General features: G+C 65.6%; 14 protein-coding genes. 10 read left to right on the top strand and 4 right to left on the bottom strand.

Annotated elements, in window-relative coordinates:
• Window positions 1-47: 47 nt before the first annotated feature.
• The 3 genes from LBW94_RS17480 to LBW94_RS17470 all read right to left on the bottom strand — a co-directional run bounded on the left by LBW94_RS17480 (window position 48) and on the right by LBW94_RS17470 (window position 3,020).
• Window positions 48-419 (bottom strand): hypothetical protein, encoded by a 372-nt coding sequence (locus LBW94_RS17480; RefSeq protein ID WP_225057569.1) that lies wholly within the window; start codon window positions 417-419, stop codon window positions 48-50.
• 275 nt (window positions 420-694) lie between these two features.
• On the bottom strand, window positions 695-1,912 hold the full coding sequence (locus tag LBW94_RS17475) for an MFS transporter (RefSeq protein ID WP_225057570.1): 1,218 nt from the start codon (window positions 1,910-1,912) through the stop codon (window positions 695-697).
• Between the two features lie 73 nt (window positions 1,913-1,985).
• On the bottom strand, window positions 1,986-3,020 hold the full coding sequence (locus tag LBW94_RS17470) for a Glu/Leu/Phe/Val dehydrogenase dimerization domain-containing protein (protein WP_225057571.1): 1,035 nt from the start codon (window positions 3,018-3,020) through the stop codon (window positions 1,986-1,988).
• Window positions 3,021-3,314: 294 nt separating this feature from the next.
• On the opposite strand from LBW94_RS17470, the gene LBW94_RS17465 reads away from it, so the two are divergent.
• From LBW94_RS17465 to LBW94_RS17425, 10 genes are all read left to right on the top strand, one after another.
• Complete coding sequence (locus tag LBW94_RS17465) at window positions 3,315-4,487, top strand: helix-turn-helix domain-containing protein (RefSeq protein WP_225057572.1); 1,173 nt, start codon at window positions 3,315-3,317, stop codon at window positions 4,485-4,487.
• A gap of 214 nt (window positions 4,488-4,701) precedes the next feature.
• On the top strand, window positions 4,702-5,904 hold the full coding sequence (locus tag LBW94_RS17460; protein WP_225057573.1) for a cytochrome P450: 1,203 nt from the start codon (window positions 4,702-4,704) through the stop codon (window positions 5,902-5,904).
• 381 nt (window positions 5,905-6,285) lie between these two features.
• Window positions 6,286-7,884, top strand: a complete 1,599-nt coding sequence (locus LBW94_RS17455) for a hypothetical protein (protein ID WP_225057574.1) — start codon at window positions 6,286-6,288, stop codon at window positions 7,882-7,884.
• A gap of 153 nt (window positions 7,885-8,037) precedes the next feature.
• Window positions 8,038-8,580 (top strand): transposase, encoded by a 543-nt coding sequence (locus LBW94_RS17450; protein ID WP_323137882.1) that lies wholly within the window; start codon window positions 8,038-8,040, stop codon window positions 8,578-8,580.
• Window positions 8,499-8,837: a transposase gene (locus LBW94_RS17445; protein WP_323137887.1), complete on the top strand. Its 339-nt coding sequence runs from the start codon at window positions 8,499-8,501 to the stop codon at window positions 8,835-8,837. Before LBW94_RS17450 ends, LBW94_RS17445 begins: the two co-directional genes overlap by 82 nt.
• Window positions 8,838-8,849: 12 nt before the next feature.
• Window positions 8,850-9,542, top strand: coding sequence for a DUF4236 domain-containing protein (locus LBW94_RS44440; protein ID WP_225057683.1), 693 nt, complete (start codon window positions 8,850-8,852; stop codon window positions 9,540-9,542).
• Window positions 9,463-10,299, top strand: coding sequence for a vWA domain-containing protein (locus LBW94_RS17440; protein WP_225057576.1), 837 nt, complete (start codon window positions 9,463-9,465; stop codon window positions 10,297-10,299). Before LBW94_RS44440 ends, LBW94_RS17440 begins: the two co-directional genes overlap by 80 nt.
• A complete protein-coding gene (locus tag LBW94_RS17435) occupies window positions 10,299-11,117 on the top strand; it encodes a protein phosphatase 2C domain-containing protein (protein WP_225057577.1) in 819 nt (272 codons plus the stop codon). Before LBW94_RS17440 ends, LBW94_RS17435 begins: the two co-directional genes overlap by 1 nt.
• Before the next feature lie 5 nt (window positions 11,118-11,122).
• Window positions 11,123-13,261, top strand: coding sequence for a hypothetical protein (locus tag LBW94_RS17430; RefSeq protein WP_225057578.1), 2,139 nt, complete (start codon window positions 11,123-11,125; stop codon window positions 13,259-13,261).
• Window positions 13,262-13,335: 74 nt separating this feature from the next.
• Window positions 13,336-16,113, top strand: a complete 2,778-nt coding sequence (locus LBW94_RS17425) for an AAA domain-containing protein (protein WP_225057579.1) — start codon at window positions 13,336-13,338, stop codon at window positions 16,111-16,113.
• Between the two features lie 58 nt (window positions 16,114-16,171).
• Here the strand turns inward: LBW94_RS17425 and rlmN are convergent, their stop codons facing one another.
• Window positions 16,172-17,281, bottom strand: coding sequence for a 23S rRNA (adenine(2503)-C(2))-methyltransferase RlmN (gene rlmN / locus LBW94_RS17420; protein ID WP_225057580.1), 1,110 nt, complete (start codon window positions 17,279-17,281; stop codon window positions 16,172-16,174).
• Window positions 17,282-17,335: the final 54 nt, after the last annotated feature.

Genomic DNA, 17,335 nt, shown 5'->3' with positions numbered 1-17,335 from the left:
CCCGGTGTAGTCGGCGGCCGTGAGCGGCCCGGCGGGTCGTACCGTCGTCACCGCGACTCCCGTTCGTCCCGCTCCGCCTTCCTCGCCTCGAACAGCGCCTGGACATTGGCCTTGCCAAAGGTCTCCGCGCCGACCCGCTCGATCACCTCGAAGAAGAAGGTGTTGCGCGGATGGGTGGAGCGGGTGAATATCTGGAACAGTTCACCGCCGTGGTCCCGGTCGGCGAGAATGCCGAGTTCGCGCAATTGCTCCAGCCGGTGCCGGGTCACCCCGCCGAGCCGGGCGGGCAGCATGTCGTAATAGGCGCCGAGGGCGCCGAGGAATTCCACGCCCGATTCCCGCAACCCCTCGACTGCGGTCACGATGTCCGGGCAGGCGAAGGCCACGTGCCCGATACCGGGGCCGCCGTTGTTGCGCACGAATTCGGCGATGAACCATCGGAGAACGCGTCTGCAATTACTCGGGAGCCGTGGCCCCCTACCGGAAGAATTCAACTTCCGAATCGAAGTCTACGACAGCTCGAAGAGTGCTACAACTGCGGGAACAGTCCCTTTTGAAAACAGGAAGTAAAATCCGCATATCCCGGAATTGCTGCAGGTGCCGATCGCGGGCATCACTCGATACCGATGCCGGACAATTGCAATTCTCGCAGAATACGCCGCAATCGGACTGTCGTTTTCGCAAGAGGCGGCGGTCAGCCCGCGCTGGACGCCGGCACCTGATCCGGGGCGCCCACCGGCGCAGGCACGGTCAGCCGGATCGAGAACAGCGAGACGAAGGCGATCACCGCGGATATGGCCGGAACGGCGATCACACCGCCGATCGACAGGGCCAGCCCACCCAGCGCACCGCCGACGGCGACGCCGAGGTACTGCATGGAGAAGTGCAGGCCCAGCGCCTGGGACCGTTGCCGGGGCGCGAGCGCGGCGATCCGGGTCTGCTGCGAGACGCCACTGCAACACCAGAACGCGCCCAGGCACAGCAGCAACGGGAACGCCACCACGGTGGCCGCGGTGGTGGGCCGCAGCGCGGTGCCGACGGCCGTCGTCGCCAGCAGCAGCGCCATCACGGTGAGAGCCACCCGCAGCACCCCCGCCACCGGCCACCGGGCCAGGACCCGCCCGATCACCCGGCCCGCCACGAACGCGCCGGCGCCGAAGACGATCATCAGCGCCGCGACGCCTCTGCTCCCCATCCCGGTCGCCCCCGTCACGATCGGCGCGAGGTAGGTGTAGGTGCAGTACGAGGCCAGGAACACCCCGAAGGTGGTCAGCAGGCTCCAGCGGATGTCCGACCGCCGCACCAGGTCCAGGCGGCCGCTGCCGAGCGGCGCCACCGGTATCGCCGGCAGCCGGATCGCCAGCAGCGCAGCGGTTGTCAGGCCGAGCGCGGCGACGAACAGGAAGGTGCCCCGCCAGCCGAACGCCCCGCCGATCAGGGTGCCGATCGGGGCGCCCAGGGTGAGCGCGAGTGCATTGCCGCTGGCGGTGACCGCGATCGCGCTCGGCAGTTGCTCCGGGCGGCACAGCGCCGCGGCCGCCGCGGCCGCCGGCGCCGCCAGCAGCGCGGCGCTCGCCGCGGCCAGCACCCGTGCCCCGGCCAGCACCGCGTAATCGGGCGCGATCGCGGCCAGCAGATTCGACACCGCGAAAGCCAGTGTGGCCCAGACCAGTACGGGTTTCGGCCGGACCTTCGCGAAGGCGCCGATCAACAGCGGCCCGGCCAGTGCGTAGACCAGTGCGAAGATCGTGACCAGCTGCCCGCACACCGCCACCGAGACCCGCATGTCGCGGGCCACAGCCGGCAACACACCGGCGATGACATAACCCTCGGTACCGACGGTGAAGGTGGCCAGGGCGAGCAGATAGACCCGTGCGTTGAGCCCGCCCAGCAATGCGGATACGCCGAACATTCGAACCCCCGGGACGAGTGTGGACATGGACGGGTACGGGCCGCCGCTGCCCGCTCGGCGGCGTACGCGGGGACTAGACTGCGGCGGCCAGGCGCTGCCGGGCCAGCGCGTCGGCGGCGGCCGCGGTGGTGATGCCGGTCCGCGCGGCCGTCTCGAACAGACCGGTGAGGGTGTCGGCGATCGACTCGATGCGCTTCACCGCCGTCGCCGGATCGTCGCCGAGGATCTCGCGCGAGACCGAATTGACCACACCGCCGGCATTGGCGATGTAGTCGGGCGCCCACAGGATGTCGCCGGCGCGCAGCAGTTCGGCCACATCCGGTTCGGCCAGTTGATTGTTCGCCGCGCCCGCCACCGCGATGCACCGCAGCCGCGGCACCAGTTCCCGGGTCAGCAGACCGCCGAGCGCGGCGGGTACCAGCACATCCACCTCGGCGGTCACCGCGGACTCGGGGTCGGCGAACTCCGCCCCCAATTCGGCGGCGAGCGACCGCTTGGCCGGATCGACATCGCTGAGGATCAGCGCGGCCCCGGCGGCCGCGAGCTGCCGGGCGATCTGCGCGCCGACGTTGCCCGCGCCGATCACCGCGAAACGCTTGCCCGCCAGCTCCGGTGAGCCGGACATCGCCAGGCAGGTCGCCCGCAGCGCGGCGACCACGCCGAGGGCGGTGAACGGCGAGGGGTCGCCGCTGCCGCCGTCGGCCTCGGGGCGGCAGAAGACGTATTCGGTGCGCTCGCCGATGACACCCATGTCGGCGACGCCGGTGCCCGCGTCGGGGCCGGTCAGGTAGCGGCCGCCGAACTCCGCGACGATGTCGCCGACGTCGTACAGCGCGGCGCGGCGCTCGTCGGCGGTCAGGGGCCGATCGGCCGGGAGGACCACGACCGTCTTACCGCCTCCGTTGGACAGCCCGGCGGCCGCGCATTTGCGGGTCATCCCCTCCGACAGCCGCAGCGCGTCCCGCAGGCCGTCCTCCCAGCGGGCGTATCCCCACATCCGGCAGCCACCGACGGCGGGCCCCAGCACCGTGGAGTGCACCGCGACGATGATCGGCAACCGGCTCCGCTGCCCCCTGCGCAGCACGACCGTCTCGTGACCGAACTCCATCGCAACCTCCAATCGTTCTCCGGCACAGCCGGATTCGCTGCCCGATCGCTGCGGGCCGCCTCATGCTCCGTCCCTGCCAGCGTGCCCGCATCCAGGACGGGTAACCAGCATCGAAAACGAGAAGTTCTCATCAGCGCTTTTGCGGAATCCACAATGCCGCATTGTGCGCGCGTCGGTAATCACGTTCGGGGGCAGTGGATTCCGGGGGTTACGATGCATCGGTCGGACGTTTTCCCGCCGGTATCGGAGTTCGACACCCGGCATTCGTTACGAAATCCACAGTGGGAGGGCAGCGTGGAGTACGTGTCCGGATCGGCCGTCGGCACCGTGGCGCCGTGGCAACCGGTGATCGAGCTGTGCGAATCCGTCGCCGCGGAACTGCCCGCGGTGATTCCGGAGATCGTGGATCGCATCCGGCACGAGCTACCCAGCTACCGCATCGTGGACCGCGCCGAGCACGAACACGATGTCACCGACCACTACCGGGGCCTGCTGACCGGCCTGGCCGGCCGCCGCTCCCCCACCCGCGCCGAGATCGAGGCCGCCCGTGCGCTCGGCGCCGAGCGCGCCGCCGCCGGACTGCCGCTGCACGCCCTGATCGACGCCTACCACGTGGGCTATCGCGAGATGTGGAATGTGCTGCTCACCCGCGCCCAGTCCCGCAACGCCGAGGCCGGCGCGCAACTGGTCTCCATCGTCGGCATGGTGTGGACCTGGGTGCAGCAGTCCAGCAGCGCCGCCGCCGAGGCCTACGGCGCCGCCGTGCGGGCCGCCGACGCCACCCTGCTGAGCCTGACGCACCAGTTCCTCGACGGCCTGGCCACCGCCGCCCCCACCGGCATCGACCTCGAGCAGCTCGCCCACGCCCTCACCTTCGATCCGGCCGGCACGTTCCAGGCGCTGTGCGCACCGGCGGCGGACTGGCCCGACGAACGCCTGATGGAACTGCGCAACCGGCACTGGCCCGGCACCGTGCGCTGCGCGACCCGCGGCAATCTGATGATCGCACTGCTCCAGGACGTCTCACCGGAAACCGTGCTCGCCACCGCGCAGCGGCGGGCCCCCGACACCGCCTTCGGCATCGGCCTGCGGCGCACCGGTCTCGACGGCGCCACCGCGAGTGTGGCCGATGCCCGCGCCGCCCTGGCTCTCGCTCCCGCGGGTGGCACGGTGTCCTTCGCGGACCAGTGGCTGCTGGCCACGGTGACCCCGGCCGCGCACCGCTTCGCGGTCCTGCTCGAACCCTGCCGGGAAGCCGCCCGCCTGCATCCCGAATTGGCCGCCACCGTAAGGGGTTTCGCGGACAACAGCTTCTCCCTCACCACCACCGCCCGGGTGCTGCACGTGCATCCGAACACCGTCAAATATCGGCTGCACCGCTGGCAGCAACTCACCAACTGGGATGTGCGCACCTGGGAAGGCTTGTCCGCCAGCATCATCGCGCTCGGCCTGCCCCCGCTGACCTGAGCTGCCGAATCCGAGAACTTGCGGCGCCGTCGTTGCGGAATCCGCAAAACCGCAGGTGATCGGGCTCGCCCCCGGGACCGGAACGAGACCTGTTGTGGTACAACAGATATGGCGACGAACAAGTCGACGAGGCCGTACCGCTCGCCGCCCGAACACCATTCGCCGGCGTGCGCTCGCACGCCGCCGGCCGCCGCGCCCGCAGTGAGGTCCCCCGATGACCGACGCCCTGCCCGCCTTCCCCATGGCCCGAGCCACCGGTTGCCCCTTCGATCCGCCGCCGCAGCTGCGCAAGGCCGGCCCGATCAGCCGGGTGCGCCTCTGGAACGGCGCCACCCCGTGGCAGATCACCGGTTACGACGACCTGCGCGCGGTCCTGTCCGACCAGCGCTTCAGCGCCGACTCCCGGCACGACGGCTACCCCCACCAGTCGGCCTCCGTCCGGGCCCGGCAATCCACCGCCTACCGCGCCTTCATCGCCATGGACGACCCCGAACACGCCCGGCTGCGCCGCATGCTCACCGCCGAACTGTCGGCGAAACGAGTGGAGGCGATGCGCCCACAGCTCCAGCGCATCGTCGACGACCTGATCGACGACCTGCTCGCGGGCCCGAACCCGGTGGACCTGGTCCCCGCCTTCGCCTTCGCCGTCCCGTCCCTGACGCTGTGCCTGCTGCTGGGCCTGCCCCTCGCGGACCGTGACTTCTTCCGCACCACGAGCCGGAAACTGCTGTCCTGGACCACCCCGGTCGAGGAGGCCATGCTGATCAGCCGCGAACTACGCGCCTACCTCGTGGAAGTCATTGCGGCGAAACAACACTCACCGACCGACGATCTGATCGGCCGGCTCGCGGCCGGGCCCCTCGCCGCCGGCGCGGCCACCGTCGACGAGATCCTGGACCTGATCGTCCAAGTCCTCATCGCCGGCCACGAGACCACCGGCAACATGATCGCCCTCGGCACCCTCGCGCTGCTGGCCCATCCCGGCCAACTCGCCGAACTCCGCACCACCACCGACCCGCAGACGATCGCCACCGCCACCGACGAACTGCTGCGCTACCTCAGCGTGGTCCACGACGGCCGCCGCCGCGTCGCCACCGCCGACATCGAGATCGGCGGCCGACTGATCCGAGCCGGCGAAGGCGTCGTCCTCCTCCTCGAGGCCGGCAACCGCGACCACACCGTCTTCCCCGACCCCGACCGCCTCGACATCCACCGCCGGCCCCACCGCCACCTGGCCTTCGGCCACGGCACCCACCTCTGCCTCGGCCAGCCCCTGGCCCGCGCCGAACTCCGCACCGTCTACGGCACCCTGTACCGCCGCATTCCCACGCTGCGCCTCGCAATCCCCCTCGAGGAGTTGGAGTTCGAGCGGGAGACGGTGGTGTACGGGGTGCGGACGCTGCCGGTGGAATGGTGAGCCGAGCCCGATCGCCCCGGGCTGCCACGCGGCGATGGTCACCAGCAAGACCAACACAATTGTGGGCTCGCACACCGAGTTCCCGCCGGAACCCGTGACGGCGACGGGATTCGACTCCGAGCCGCCGAGAATGCCGACCGGTACGGGCTTTTCGGCGAGCGGCGCAATGTACCGGTGAACGGTCTGTGACTCTCTCGTTTTCAAACGTGAAGTAGATCACCCGTAGTACGCTGGGGGCGGGAAAGCCGGGGACGGTCGGGGGACCGGGGCATTTCCGAACGATGCACTGCCCGAAGGTGCGAACCACCCGGATCCTCACAACCTGTGCGCGTCGCGAGGCGTGACCGGTTGTGTCGTCCGCATTTCTTCGGGAGGAAGACCATGTCGCAGTCCACCGACCTCGGCACAGCATTCGAGAACGCATTGTCGACGGCCGCCGATCTGGATAAACAAGGCATTTTTCCGCAGGGGGACAACAGTCTGTTTCCGGATCGCAGACCGACCAATGTCGAAATCGTCGAGGCGTCCGCGCGCTTCTACCACGAACATCAGGCCGTCCTCGATCGCGCGGTGGACGATGCCAGGAACTTTCTCGATTCCCCGGACGGTATCGCCTACGTCAAGGCGCTCGAGGGGTCGTTCGACAGTGCGGAGCCCAATCCGCTCAGCGCGGAGATAGCGGCACAGATACTCCATCGGGGCGAATTCGATCTCGGGATGTCCCAGCCGCAGGGGTTGCGCGGGTTCGGGATCGGCGTCTCGGTCGGCGCCAGCGCGGTGGTCGGCGTGCTCGCGGGCGCCGACCTCGTCTTCGATTTCGAGGACCGGGCCGAGGTGATACCCCGGACGTGGCTGGGCGTCTCGGTCAAGGGCGGCCTGTCCGTCAGCGCGGGCCTGGAAATGAGTTTCTGGTTCGACAAACCCCTCACGGGCGCGATCGCCGGCTGGCTGCTGGACATCTACATCCCGAATCCGAGGTTCAAGCTGACCTTCTTCCTCCGATTCATGTACATCACCCAGCGACCGGAGGGCGCGACCGGCTTCGAATTCGCCGGCGTCTCCGTGCAATTGCCCTTCGGCATCGGATTCCCCTACCGGCCGGACAAGGGCAAGGACCTGCTGATCGCCCTTTTCGGAGCCCACCAGGAGGCGGCGTCCAGAACCAGAGGGGCCGTCCTGGACGTCGTGAACAAGGCGACGAACCTCGCCACCATCGCCGTGGCGGAAACGGCCACCCTCCAGGTCACCCTGAACAACACCGGTGGCGATATCCAATTGAGCAGCGGCGCCACCATGACGATCGGCATGCCGTCCTACTTCACCAACGACGATGTCACCGCGATGACCATCACCTATGCGGGCTGGAAATCCTCGACGACAACCGGCCCCGCCGGCGGCCTGAGCCTGTTGCTGACCCTGACCCAGGACTACACCTGGGAAGCCGGCGCCGATATCGTCTTCGCGATAGGTGACGTCCGCAGCAGCAATCAACCGCCGTACGGCCAGCAATCGCGACCGGGCCAGATCGTACTCACGGTGAAGGACGACACCTCCCTCACCAATCCCATCGTCTCCAATTCCGATTTCGCTCTGGTGTGGGCGAATTCCGAAGCCACGGTCTCCTGGTCGACCCAGATCAACACCACGCAATTCACCCTGGCAGGCGACTCCAGCGGCACCGTCGACGCCTACGCCCAACCGGGATATCAGGTCGTGGTCCTGACCGCGGCGAAGGACAACAAGGACGGCACCGTCTGGGAACTCGGCTACCAGTTCAACTACAACACCGCCGTTCCCGACACGGTGCTCCCCCAGATCCGCGCGGTCTGGCAGAAGAAGGGCTCCCCGAAGACCCCCAACACCTACTGGCAGGGCACCACCATCGACCCGGCCTCCCCCGCGGGCACCAGCTCCACCGCCAATTACGGCGGTTCGGCCTCGACGGGGAGTTCGATCACGATCAAGGCGACCTTCGGATAACACCGCCACCCCGGGCCGCCGATCCGGCGATCGGCGGCCCGATCGTCGGGGCCGGGCCGGGCACGCGCCACGAGCTTCACCATGGGATGTCCAGAGCTCCCGGCAGGTTCGGCTGGCTGGCATCGGTTGTGTTGCAGTGCATGATGTTTCGTTGTGACGGCACCCTGGATCGTGGATGACGAGTTGTGTGCGGTAATCGAACCGCTACTGCCGGTGAAACCGGCCGGGACACCGAGGCCGCCGCAACTCGACAGTCGACGGGTGCTGCAAGGGATCTTGTTCGGGCTGATCACCGGGATCGGATGGGAAGACCTGCCCCAGGCACTGGGATTCGGGTCCGGGATGACCTACTGGCGCAGGTTACGGGACCGGCAGGCCGCCGGGGCGTTCGAACGGATCCATCAAGCCGTGCTCGCGCGTGCCCATGCGGCCCGATTGAATGACGTCGACCGGGTCATGGCCGACGGATCGCACGTGCGGGCGAAAAAAAGGGGTGCCGCAACAGGTCCCAGCCCGGTCGACCGCGCCGAGACCGGGTCCGAACACCACATCCTGACCTGTGCGAACGGCTTCCCGCTCGCCGTCGCGCTGTCCGCGGCTATGTCAACGATCACCTGGTATTACCCACACTGCTCGACCGGGTCCGGCCCCTGCGCGGTCGGCCGGAGCGGCCCCGCCACCGGCTCACCACCCTGATCGCGGACAAGGAATATTACTATCCCAGCGTGTATTCCGCACTGCGGCAACGACCTATCACCGGCTACATCGCCCGCCGTGGCACCCGCGACAAGGTCACCGCCGGCCGCTGGATCGTCGAGCAGACCTTCGCCCTCCTGCACCAATACCGGCGGCTGGCCATCCGATGGGAACGACGCACCGACGTCCACCACGGATTCCTCGACCTCGCCGCAGCACGGATCTGCTGGCGACGACTCAGCAACCGAACCCGATAGGAACTATGAGGTATCCAATGGTTCGCTCACACAGCAAGATTCGGACCGGTACGAATTACAGTCTCCAAGGCAGGCGTCGGATACAGCGCCGGCAGCGGTCCGATCCGCATCACCAAGCGCGCCGACGACAGCGTGCAACGAACAATGCGCGTACCCGGTACCGGCATCTACAGCACCGAGGCGATCAGTGGTCGGCGGCGACCACTGGGACGGCCCGGGGCGGCCCTGTTGCCTCCTTCCTACTCACCGCCGCAGACCTTCAGCACCATGGCGCCGCCCGGACCCGCACCCGCACAACCGCGTCCGCCCAGCACCGGATCCGCTGGCCGCAAGGTACTGCTGGTGCTATCGGCCGTCCTGTGCTCTATCGTCGCGATAGCGTCGGCGCCTCGGGGCGTCATCGTCCTTCGTTCCACTGTTGGCGATCTTGGGGGTGATCGCGCAGTGGTTCGCGAAAGTCGTCTACGCACAGCACTATTGATCGGCTCATCAGTCGGCAACTATCGCGTTACAGGGCCGACAGCAGTCCGATTGACAACACCGCGGTGGTCCGATTTCATTACGACAGAGGCGGCTTCGGGCGCACGCCCGTCGTATCTGGGGTTCACACATTCGGGGAGTAAACATGCCGTACACGGCGGAGATCAGCCGCACCAATCCAACCTCCTTCATCTTCCTCGTCGATCAGTCGACGTCCATGGGTGACCTGATAGGTGGCGAAGTCCCGCAGAAGAAGGCCGATGTCGTTGCCGATGCGATCAACCGACTGTTGGCCGAGCTAGCGATCAAATGCGCCAAGGAGGAGGGGGTTCGGGACTACTTCCACGTCGCGGTGATCGGGTACGGCGCTACCGTCGGGTCGGCCTTCTCCGGTGCGCTCACTGGCCGTGACCTGGTGCCGCTCAGTGAGGTTGCCGATAACCCGGCGCGTGTAGAGGAACGGTCGAAGAAGATACCTGACGGCGCGGGAGGACTGGTCGAGACCACGGTGCAGTTCCCGGTATGGATGGACCCCGTCATCGGCGGTGGCACACCCATGAATCGCGCGCTCCGATACGCGGAAACCCTGGTACGTGCCTGGATCGCGCGACACCCCGGCGGCTTCCCACCCATCGTCATCAATCTCACCGATGGTGAATCGACCGACGGCGCCCCCACCGAAGCTGCCACCGCCATCACCTCACAGGCAACCGCCGACGGTGCGGTCCTGCTGTTCAACCTGCATGTCTCTGCAGCGGGCGGCGCACCGGTGACCTTCCCCAGCTCCGATGTCGGTCTGCCCGACACCTACGCACAAACACTGTTCGCGATGTCCAGTATGCTGCCCAGCCACATGCGGTCGTACGCCGCAGCACAAGGGCACCAGACAGGCGAAACCACAAGAGGATTCGTCTACAACGCGGACATCACCTCGGTCGTCCAATTCCTGGACATCGGGACCCGCGCGACCGAACTGCGGTGATGACACCGGGCCTGTACGTCACCCATCTCGTTGTGCCCAAGCGCGGCTCAACCGCGGCGGAGTGCGAGGATGCTGTGTGCGTACTGCCACAGACACCCTTCGACGAACTGGCCTCGGGCCCGATCGCCGTGAGTGTGTGCGACGGAGCCACCGAAAGCATGCTATCCAAGGATTGGGCCGCGTTACTCGCTGCCGCGTCGGCCACGAGGGCCCTGTCCGATCCGAGGTTCTTCGAAACCGGCGCGACATTCGAGGACTTTGCCACCGACGTGATAGCTCGCTGGGATCCATGGCTGGCCGCATACTCGTCCAATCGAGCCGCGGCGGGCCACCCGCTGGCATGGTACGAGCAGTCGAAGCTGGCAGGCAGCACGTTTGCGACCATGCTGTGTGTGCTGGTCACGCCGGAACGTGTCGCCGAATGGCGATGGCAGGCAGCCGCTTTAGGCGACACCTGCATATTCCATATCCGCGATGACCTGCCACTCGACGCGTTTCCGATGCAAAGCGCTGAGGAGTTTGGGACGAATCCGAATCTTTTCGGCAGCCGCAACCACGACACCACCCTGCTGTGGGAGCGCACCGAGATCACCGAGGGCGTATGCGTTCCCGGTGACCGGCTCCTGCTTATGTCCGACGCATTGGCGGCCTGGTTCCTGGCGGCCTCCGATCCCACCGCCGCACTACACGAACTGCTGGAGTTCGGCGGTCCTCACGACTCGAGCCGATTCTCCGATTGGCTGGATGCCCGCCGGGACCGGCAAGAGGTACGAAACGACGATGTCGCGCTGGTCCGAATCGATTTCGAGGGGCGGTAGCGCCGATGGTAGCGACTACACCACGGGAATTTCCGACGGCCGGCGCCTATCAGGAAGCCCTTCAACATCCGGGTATCTGCTTCACCGACGCCGAGCTGAGAACCTCCGTCCCCGAGTTCACCAAATTACGCCAGCCCCGTGCGATCTCCGGCGCCTTCGCCAGTGTCTTCCCGGTGACTCACCAGGCCAGTGGAACTCGGTACGCCATCAAATGCTTCACCCGCTACATTCCGGACCAGCAAGAGCGATACAGCGCGATCAGCGATCAATTGGCCACGCTTCCGGCGGCCAACCTTTCCCAACCGTGGAGAATCGGGTTCGAGTACCTACCCGACGCCATCCTGGTCGGCGGGAACAGATATCCCATCCTGAAAATGGAGTGGGCGCAGGGCCTGACCCTGTCGGCGTGGTTGGATCTTCATCACCACGAACGGCTGGGTGTCGATCGGCTCGCCGAAAGCTTCGCGGGCCTGATGTCCGATCTCGAAGCACACAGCATCGCGCACGGTGATCTACAGCACGGCAATCTCCTGGTCGCCGGAGACTGCACGCTGCGACTATTGGATTACGACGGAATGTACGTGCCAGCGTTGGGCGGATTAGGCGGAACCGAGCGCGGACATCGCAATTATCAGTCACCGCATCGTGGAAACAACGACTTCGGCACTGACCTGGATCGCTTCTCTGCCTGGGTCATCTACGGGGCGCTCAAAGCCATCGCGATCGATCCTGGCTTATGGCGGCAGTTGCACGAACCGCAGGGCGAGTATCTCCTGCTCGCAGCGGATGATTTCACCAACCCTGACTTCTCACAACGCTTTCCGGCCTTGCTCACACATGTGAATCGGGAGGTCCGGGAGCTGGCGGAGCAGCTGCGATCGCTTGCCGCACAGCCGCTGGACGCCCTGCCAGCCCTGGCGACCACTATGGTCGGCGCGGTCGCCGCCCCGATCGTGAGCTCCGCGACCACCGCCCAAGGGCTACCAGGCTGGATGACAGAGCATGTGTCGGCAGCGCTCTCACCCGCCCACCGACCTCTGTCCACGATCGCTCCCCTGCCGCGATTCACCGGACGCAAGGCCCGGGACGTCATCGCCGTGACCGTGTTGATGCTGTTGATCGCCGTCGCCTTGCCTGCCCTCCTCATCCTGACTCCCCCGCTGGCCGCAATCCCACCACTGGTGGCCGTGTTCCTCGCACCGGCGGCACGGAACGCCAGACCCGAAACCGCAGAGCTGCGGCGACATCTCGAGGAACTCCGACAACGACGAGCGGGCGTCCCCGACGTCGCCATGGCCGTGGCGGTCGTGCACCGCGAACAAGCGCAGTTCGATCACTTCGAGAACCAGCGATTACAGCAGCTCCCCGCTCAGCGAAAGTACTGGGAGGACAGGTACAAAGCGAACCTCGCGGCTATCGAGCAGGAGAAACAACGCACGCTCATCGACATCGACCGAAAGCGATACGACCTCCGCATCACGTTGCACTCCCGACTGGACCAGGCCCTTGCCGCAGAGATGACCGCGTTTGTCCGGCAACAGCTGACGCGGTTCTCGATTTCGGCGGCCGGTATCGCCGGCATCGGCCCTCGCCTTACCGATGAACTTGCTGCACAGGGTATTCGAACAGCAGCCGACTTCACCGGCATCAGCCTCAGCACACCCGGCGGTGCCTACAACTCGGTGACCGCCTACCTCAAGACCGTCCTGGGTCCGGTATATGTCAAGGGCATCGGTGAGGTAAAAGCCACCGCATTGGATACCTGGCGCGCCACACACGCCGCACGAATCGAGGCGCGATTCACACGTACCGAGCCGTCCAACGCCGATGCCATACGATCTGAGCATGAGCGGGAGATGAGCAGATTAATACTACGGCGACAAACGACGGAAAACGAAGTCGGACCGAAAAGAGATCGGGCCAAACAGCAGTACGAGGCTCAGTCGGCCCAGTTGGCGTCCGAGGCCGCCAACGCTACGGTGTTCGCCGCGAACAAGCGGCAGGAATTCGCCCATCGTCTCCTGGACTTGCAACGCGCCTCGGCTGAAATCACCGCACTCGATCAGCGAATCGCCGCGGCGACCAACCATCGCAGGGACCTGTCCCAGCTCAGCTACATCCGCTTCGCGCTGACCGGCCGCTAGGCATCAGAAATACTGCGACACAATAAACCCCCGCATCACAACTCTACTGAACCGGAAAGCGACAGGGGTCACCGATGGTCGATCCAACTCAGCTGGCAGTGCTGATTCGGAAATCAGCGAACGAGCCGTTCCAGAATCGCACCGCAGAAGTGGCGGCGGTGCGACCTGCGGCTGATCGCACTCACATCACCTTTCACGCTGGCGGAACCTTTCCCTATGGGCAGCAACGAACCCTCGTATTACAGCATCCGCAGGCCGTACTCCTCGGTCCGCACCAGCGCATCCTGGTCGATGGCAGACCCCGCGACGGAGCGACCGCAGCCTACCGATTCCAAGGAGGCGGGCAGGATTGGTGGCATATCTTCCCCGGCGAAATGCACCCCTTCTCGGCATACCGCGGCGACCGAATAAAGATCATCCGCGTCGACGCATACCATCCACAGGCCGATCAGTTACTGGCCTATTTGCGCGCAGTCGCCGCGCGGCTCCCGGAGGAAGGAAAGACGCTCCGGGAGGCACATGAGCGGCCGTTGCTCGTGCACCCGGACAGTGCGCTCCATCGCTATCTCCATCGAACCCCGATCGAGCAGGTCAAGCGTCCGGCGTCGCCGCCGCTGTACCCCTTCGACACGAATCTCAGCCAACGCGCGGCCATCGATAATTGCCTGCGCCACCCGATTTCGGTGATCGACGGCCCGCCCGGCACGGGCAAGACACAGACGATCCTCAATCTGATCGCCAATATAATCGTCGATCCATCCAAGACGGTGGTGGTCGTTTCATCGAGCAATCCGGCCGTGGACAACGTGCACACCAAATTGGTCAAGGCCGGTTTCGGTTATGTCACTGCGAATCTCGGCAAAAAAGAGAAGAAAGAAAAGTTCTTCGTGGAGCAGGCTACGCGAAATCTGGTCGTCCAGCAGTTGGGCTCGGCCGTATCGGCGCCCGTGCCCAGCCCAGAGGAAATGGCCGCCCTGGATCAGCGTCTGCTGCGGCTGCGCGAAATCGAACGTGATCTCGCGGACCTACATATCGAGCACGCCGCCTACGAACTGGAACGCGTGCACTTCCGCGCTTACTTGGAGCGGCATGAACTGCCCGACCACGAGCAACTACCAGTACTGCGGTGGCGGCCGGCCAAGATTCTCGCCTTCATCGCCGACACTGATCCGGAACTGGCGCGGGCCACCGGAATCGCGGGCTTGGTGAACCGGATCAGCAAATACTTCAGATATCGTTCCATGCGCCATGCCGACGCCCAGGATATCGATGTCGTGTTCCGGCTGCATCAGCTCTACTACGACGCGAAGATCGCCGAACTCCAACGCAAGATCGAACGGGCACAAAAATCATTGGAGGGATCCAAATTCAGCGATCTCGCCGCCCAGCAGCAGCAACTCTCGGTGTCCTGGCTCACCGAAAGCCTGCGTCAACGCTACGCGGGACGCCCCCCGCGGTTGTACGACTTCGGATATCGACGAGATTGGCAGCACTTCACCTACGACTATCCTGTCATCCTGAGTACCTGCCACTCCCTCGAAAATAGTATCGGTACAGGACAACTCGTCGACTACCTCATCATAGACGAGGCATCGCAGGTAGACTTGGTCGCCGCCGTTGTGGCGCTGGCCCACTGTCGAAACCTGATCGTAGTCGGCGATCTCCGACAGCTGCAGCCCGTTGTGAATATTCCGGAATCCGTCACCGGACCCGCCCCAGATCCCGCGTACGACTATCAGCAGCAGAGCATCCTCTCATCACTGATCGACATTTACGGTACCTCACTGCCGAGGGTCCTGCTGCGCGAACACTATCGCTCCGATCCCACTATCATCGGCTTCTGTAACCAAAAATTTTACCGGGACGACCTCATTCCATTCACGCGCCGTACCCCAGGCTACCAGTCCATGATTGTTGTCCGCACGCCACCGGGTGACCACATGCGCTGGCTCGACGAAAGAACTGGCAAGCGCGGCGGGCGGATCAACCAACGCGAGATCGATATCATTCGCCGGGATGTGCTGCCGCGGTACTGCGCCGAATTTCCAGACGACCAGGTCGGCGTTACTACTCCGTACCGGCCGCAGGCGAACCGGGTTACCGATGCACTGACCTCCAGTATCGAATCCGACACCGTACACAAATTTCAGGGCCGGGAGAAAACGGCAATCATCATGACGACGGTGCTGGACAGTAGACCCGACATAGAGAAAGCGCTGAAATTCGCCGATTCCCCGGAACTGATCAATGTGGCTGTATCCCGAGCTCGGAAACGCTTCATCCTGGTCACCCACCACGATCTGCAGCCGAAGAGTCGAAACCTGCGCGATCTAATCGGCTACATCCGCTATCAGTTTCCGGACAAAGAGTTCTTCGACAGCCCCGTCGTGTCAATCTTCGACCTGCTGTATAAAGACTATTCAGCCGTGCTGTCCACACTCGCGAACCACATCCGACACGAGTCGAAACATCCCTCGGAGAACATCATGCGAGCCGCCCTGGAAATGGTCCTGAGCGAACCCGACTTCCAGGGCTTCTGGTACAACGAGCAGGTCCACATCAGACATCTCCTGCCTGACACCGACCGCCTCGACCGACGGCAGCTCCAATTCACGCGATCCCGATCTGCCTCAGTGGATTTCGACCTCTACAACCACATCACCAAGCAACGGCTGTGCGTGATCGAGGTCGACGGCTTCGACTACCACGAAAACGACCCGCGCCAACTCGAACTCGATGCCATCAAAAACGCCGTCTGCGCCACCTACAATATTCCGATCCTGCGCTTCCCCACGACCGGGAGTGCAGAACTCGACCGCCTCCGCACCGAACTGGCCGCACTGATCGGCTGAGACTCGTGCCACGGTCCGGTTGCTGTCCAACGCCGAGGCTCTGGCAACCTTCGACCTATCAGCCCTCGGCGGCGAGTTGACCGCAGGCAGCAGCGATCTCCTGGCCGCGGGTGTCACGAACCGTGCACGGCACCCCCTGCGCCTCGACGCGCCGAACGAACTCCCGCTCAACAGGTTTCGGGGACGCGTCCCACTCGCTACCCGGGGTGGGGTTCAAGGGGATCAGGTTCACGTGAACTCGGGAGCCGAGAGCCTTGTGCAGCTTCGCGCCCAGCATGTCCGCACGCCACGGCTGATCGTTGATGTCGCGGATCAGGGCGTACTCGACCGAGATGCGGCGGCCGGTCTTGTCCGCGTAATACTGTGCGGCGTCGAGGACTTCGGACACCGGCCAGCGATTGTTGACCGGCACCAACGTGTCTCGCAACTCGTCGTCCGGAGTGTGCAGGGACACAGCGAGAGTCACCGACAGGCCCTCGTCGGCGAGCTTGCGGATCGCGGGTGCCAGGCCGACCGTGGAGACGACCACGTTGCGCTGGGAGATGCCCAGGCCGTCGGGGGCCGGGGAGATGATGCGGCGGACGGCATTCACCACACGCTTGTAGTTCGCCAGCGGCTCACCCATGCCCATGAAGACGATGTTGGACAGGCGGCCGGGGCCGCCTGCCACCTCGCCGTCTCGGAGTGCGGCGGCGGCAGCGCGGACCTGGTCGACGATTTCGGCGGTGGAGAGGTTGCGGTTCAGGCCGCCTTGGCCGGTCGCGCAGAAGGGGCAGGCCATGCCGCAGCCTGCTTGGCTGGAGATGCACAGGGTGTTGCGGTCGGGGTAGCGCATCAGGACCGACTCGAGGAGGGTGCCGTCGCCGGCGCGCCACAGGGTTTTGCGGGTGGTGCCGGCGTCGCAGACCACGTGGCGGACCTCGGTCAGCAGGGGCGGGAACAGGGCCTCGCCCACCTTGGCGCGCACGGGGGCCGGTAGGTCGGTCATCGCCTCCGGGTCGGACTGGAGGCGGCCGTAGTACTGGCGGGCGATCTGGTCGGCCCGGAATTTGGGGAGGCCGAGGTCTTCGACGGCCTTGCGTCGCTCGTCGGAGTCGAGGTCGGCGAGATGCCGCGGGGGCATGCCACGGCGCGGGGCATCGAAGACGAGCGGCAGGGGGATGCTCATAACCGTTCCAGTGTCCCATCCTGGGGTTCGGTGGTGGCGTCCGGGCCGGTCGGA

The sequence above is a fragment of the Nocardia sp. alder85J genome (genome assembly GCF_020176955.2).
Classification (GTDB): domain Bacteria; phylum Actinomycetota; class Actinomycetes; order Mycobacteriales; family Mycobacteriaceae; genus Nocardia.
This window is presented reverse-complemented; position numbering and strand designations above follow the sequence as displayed.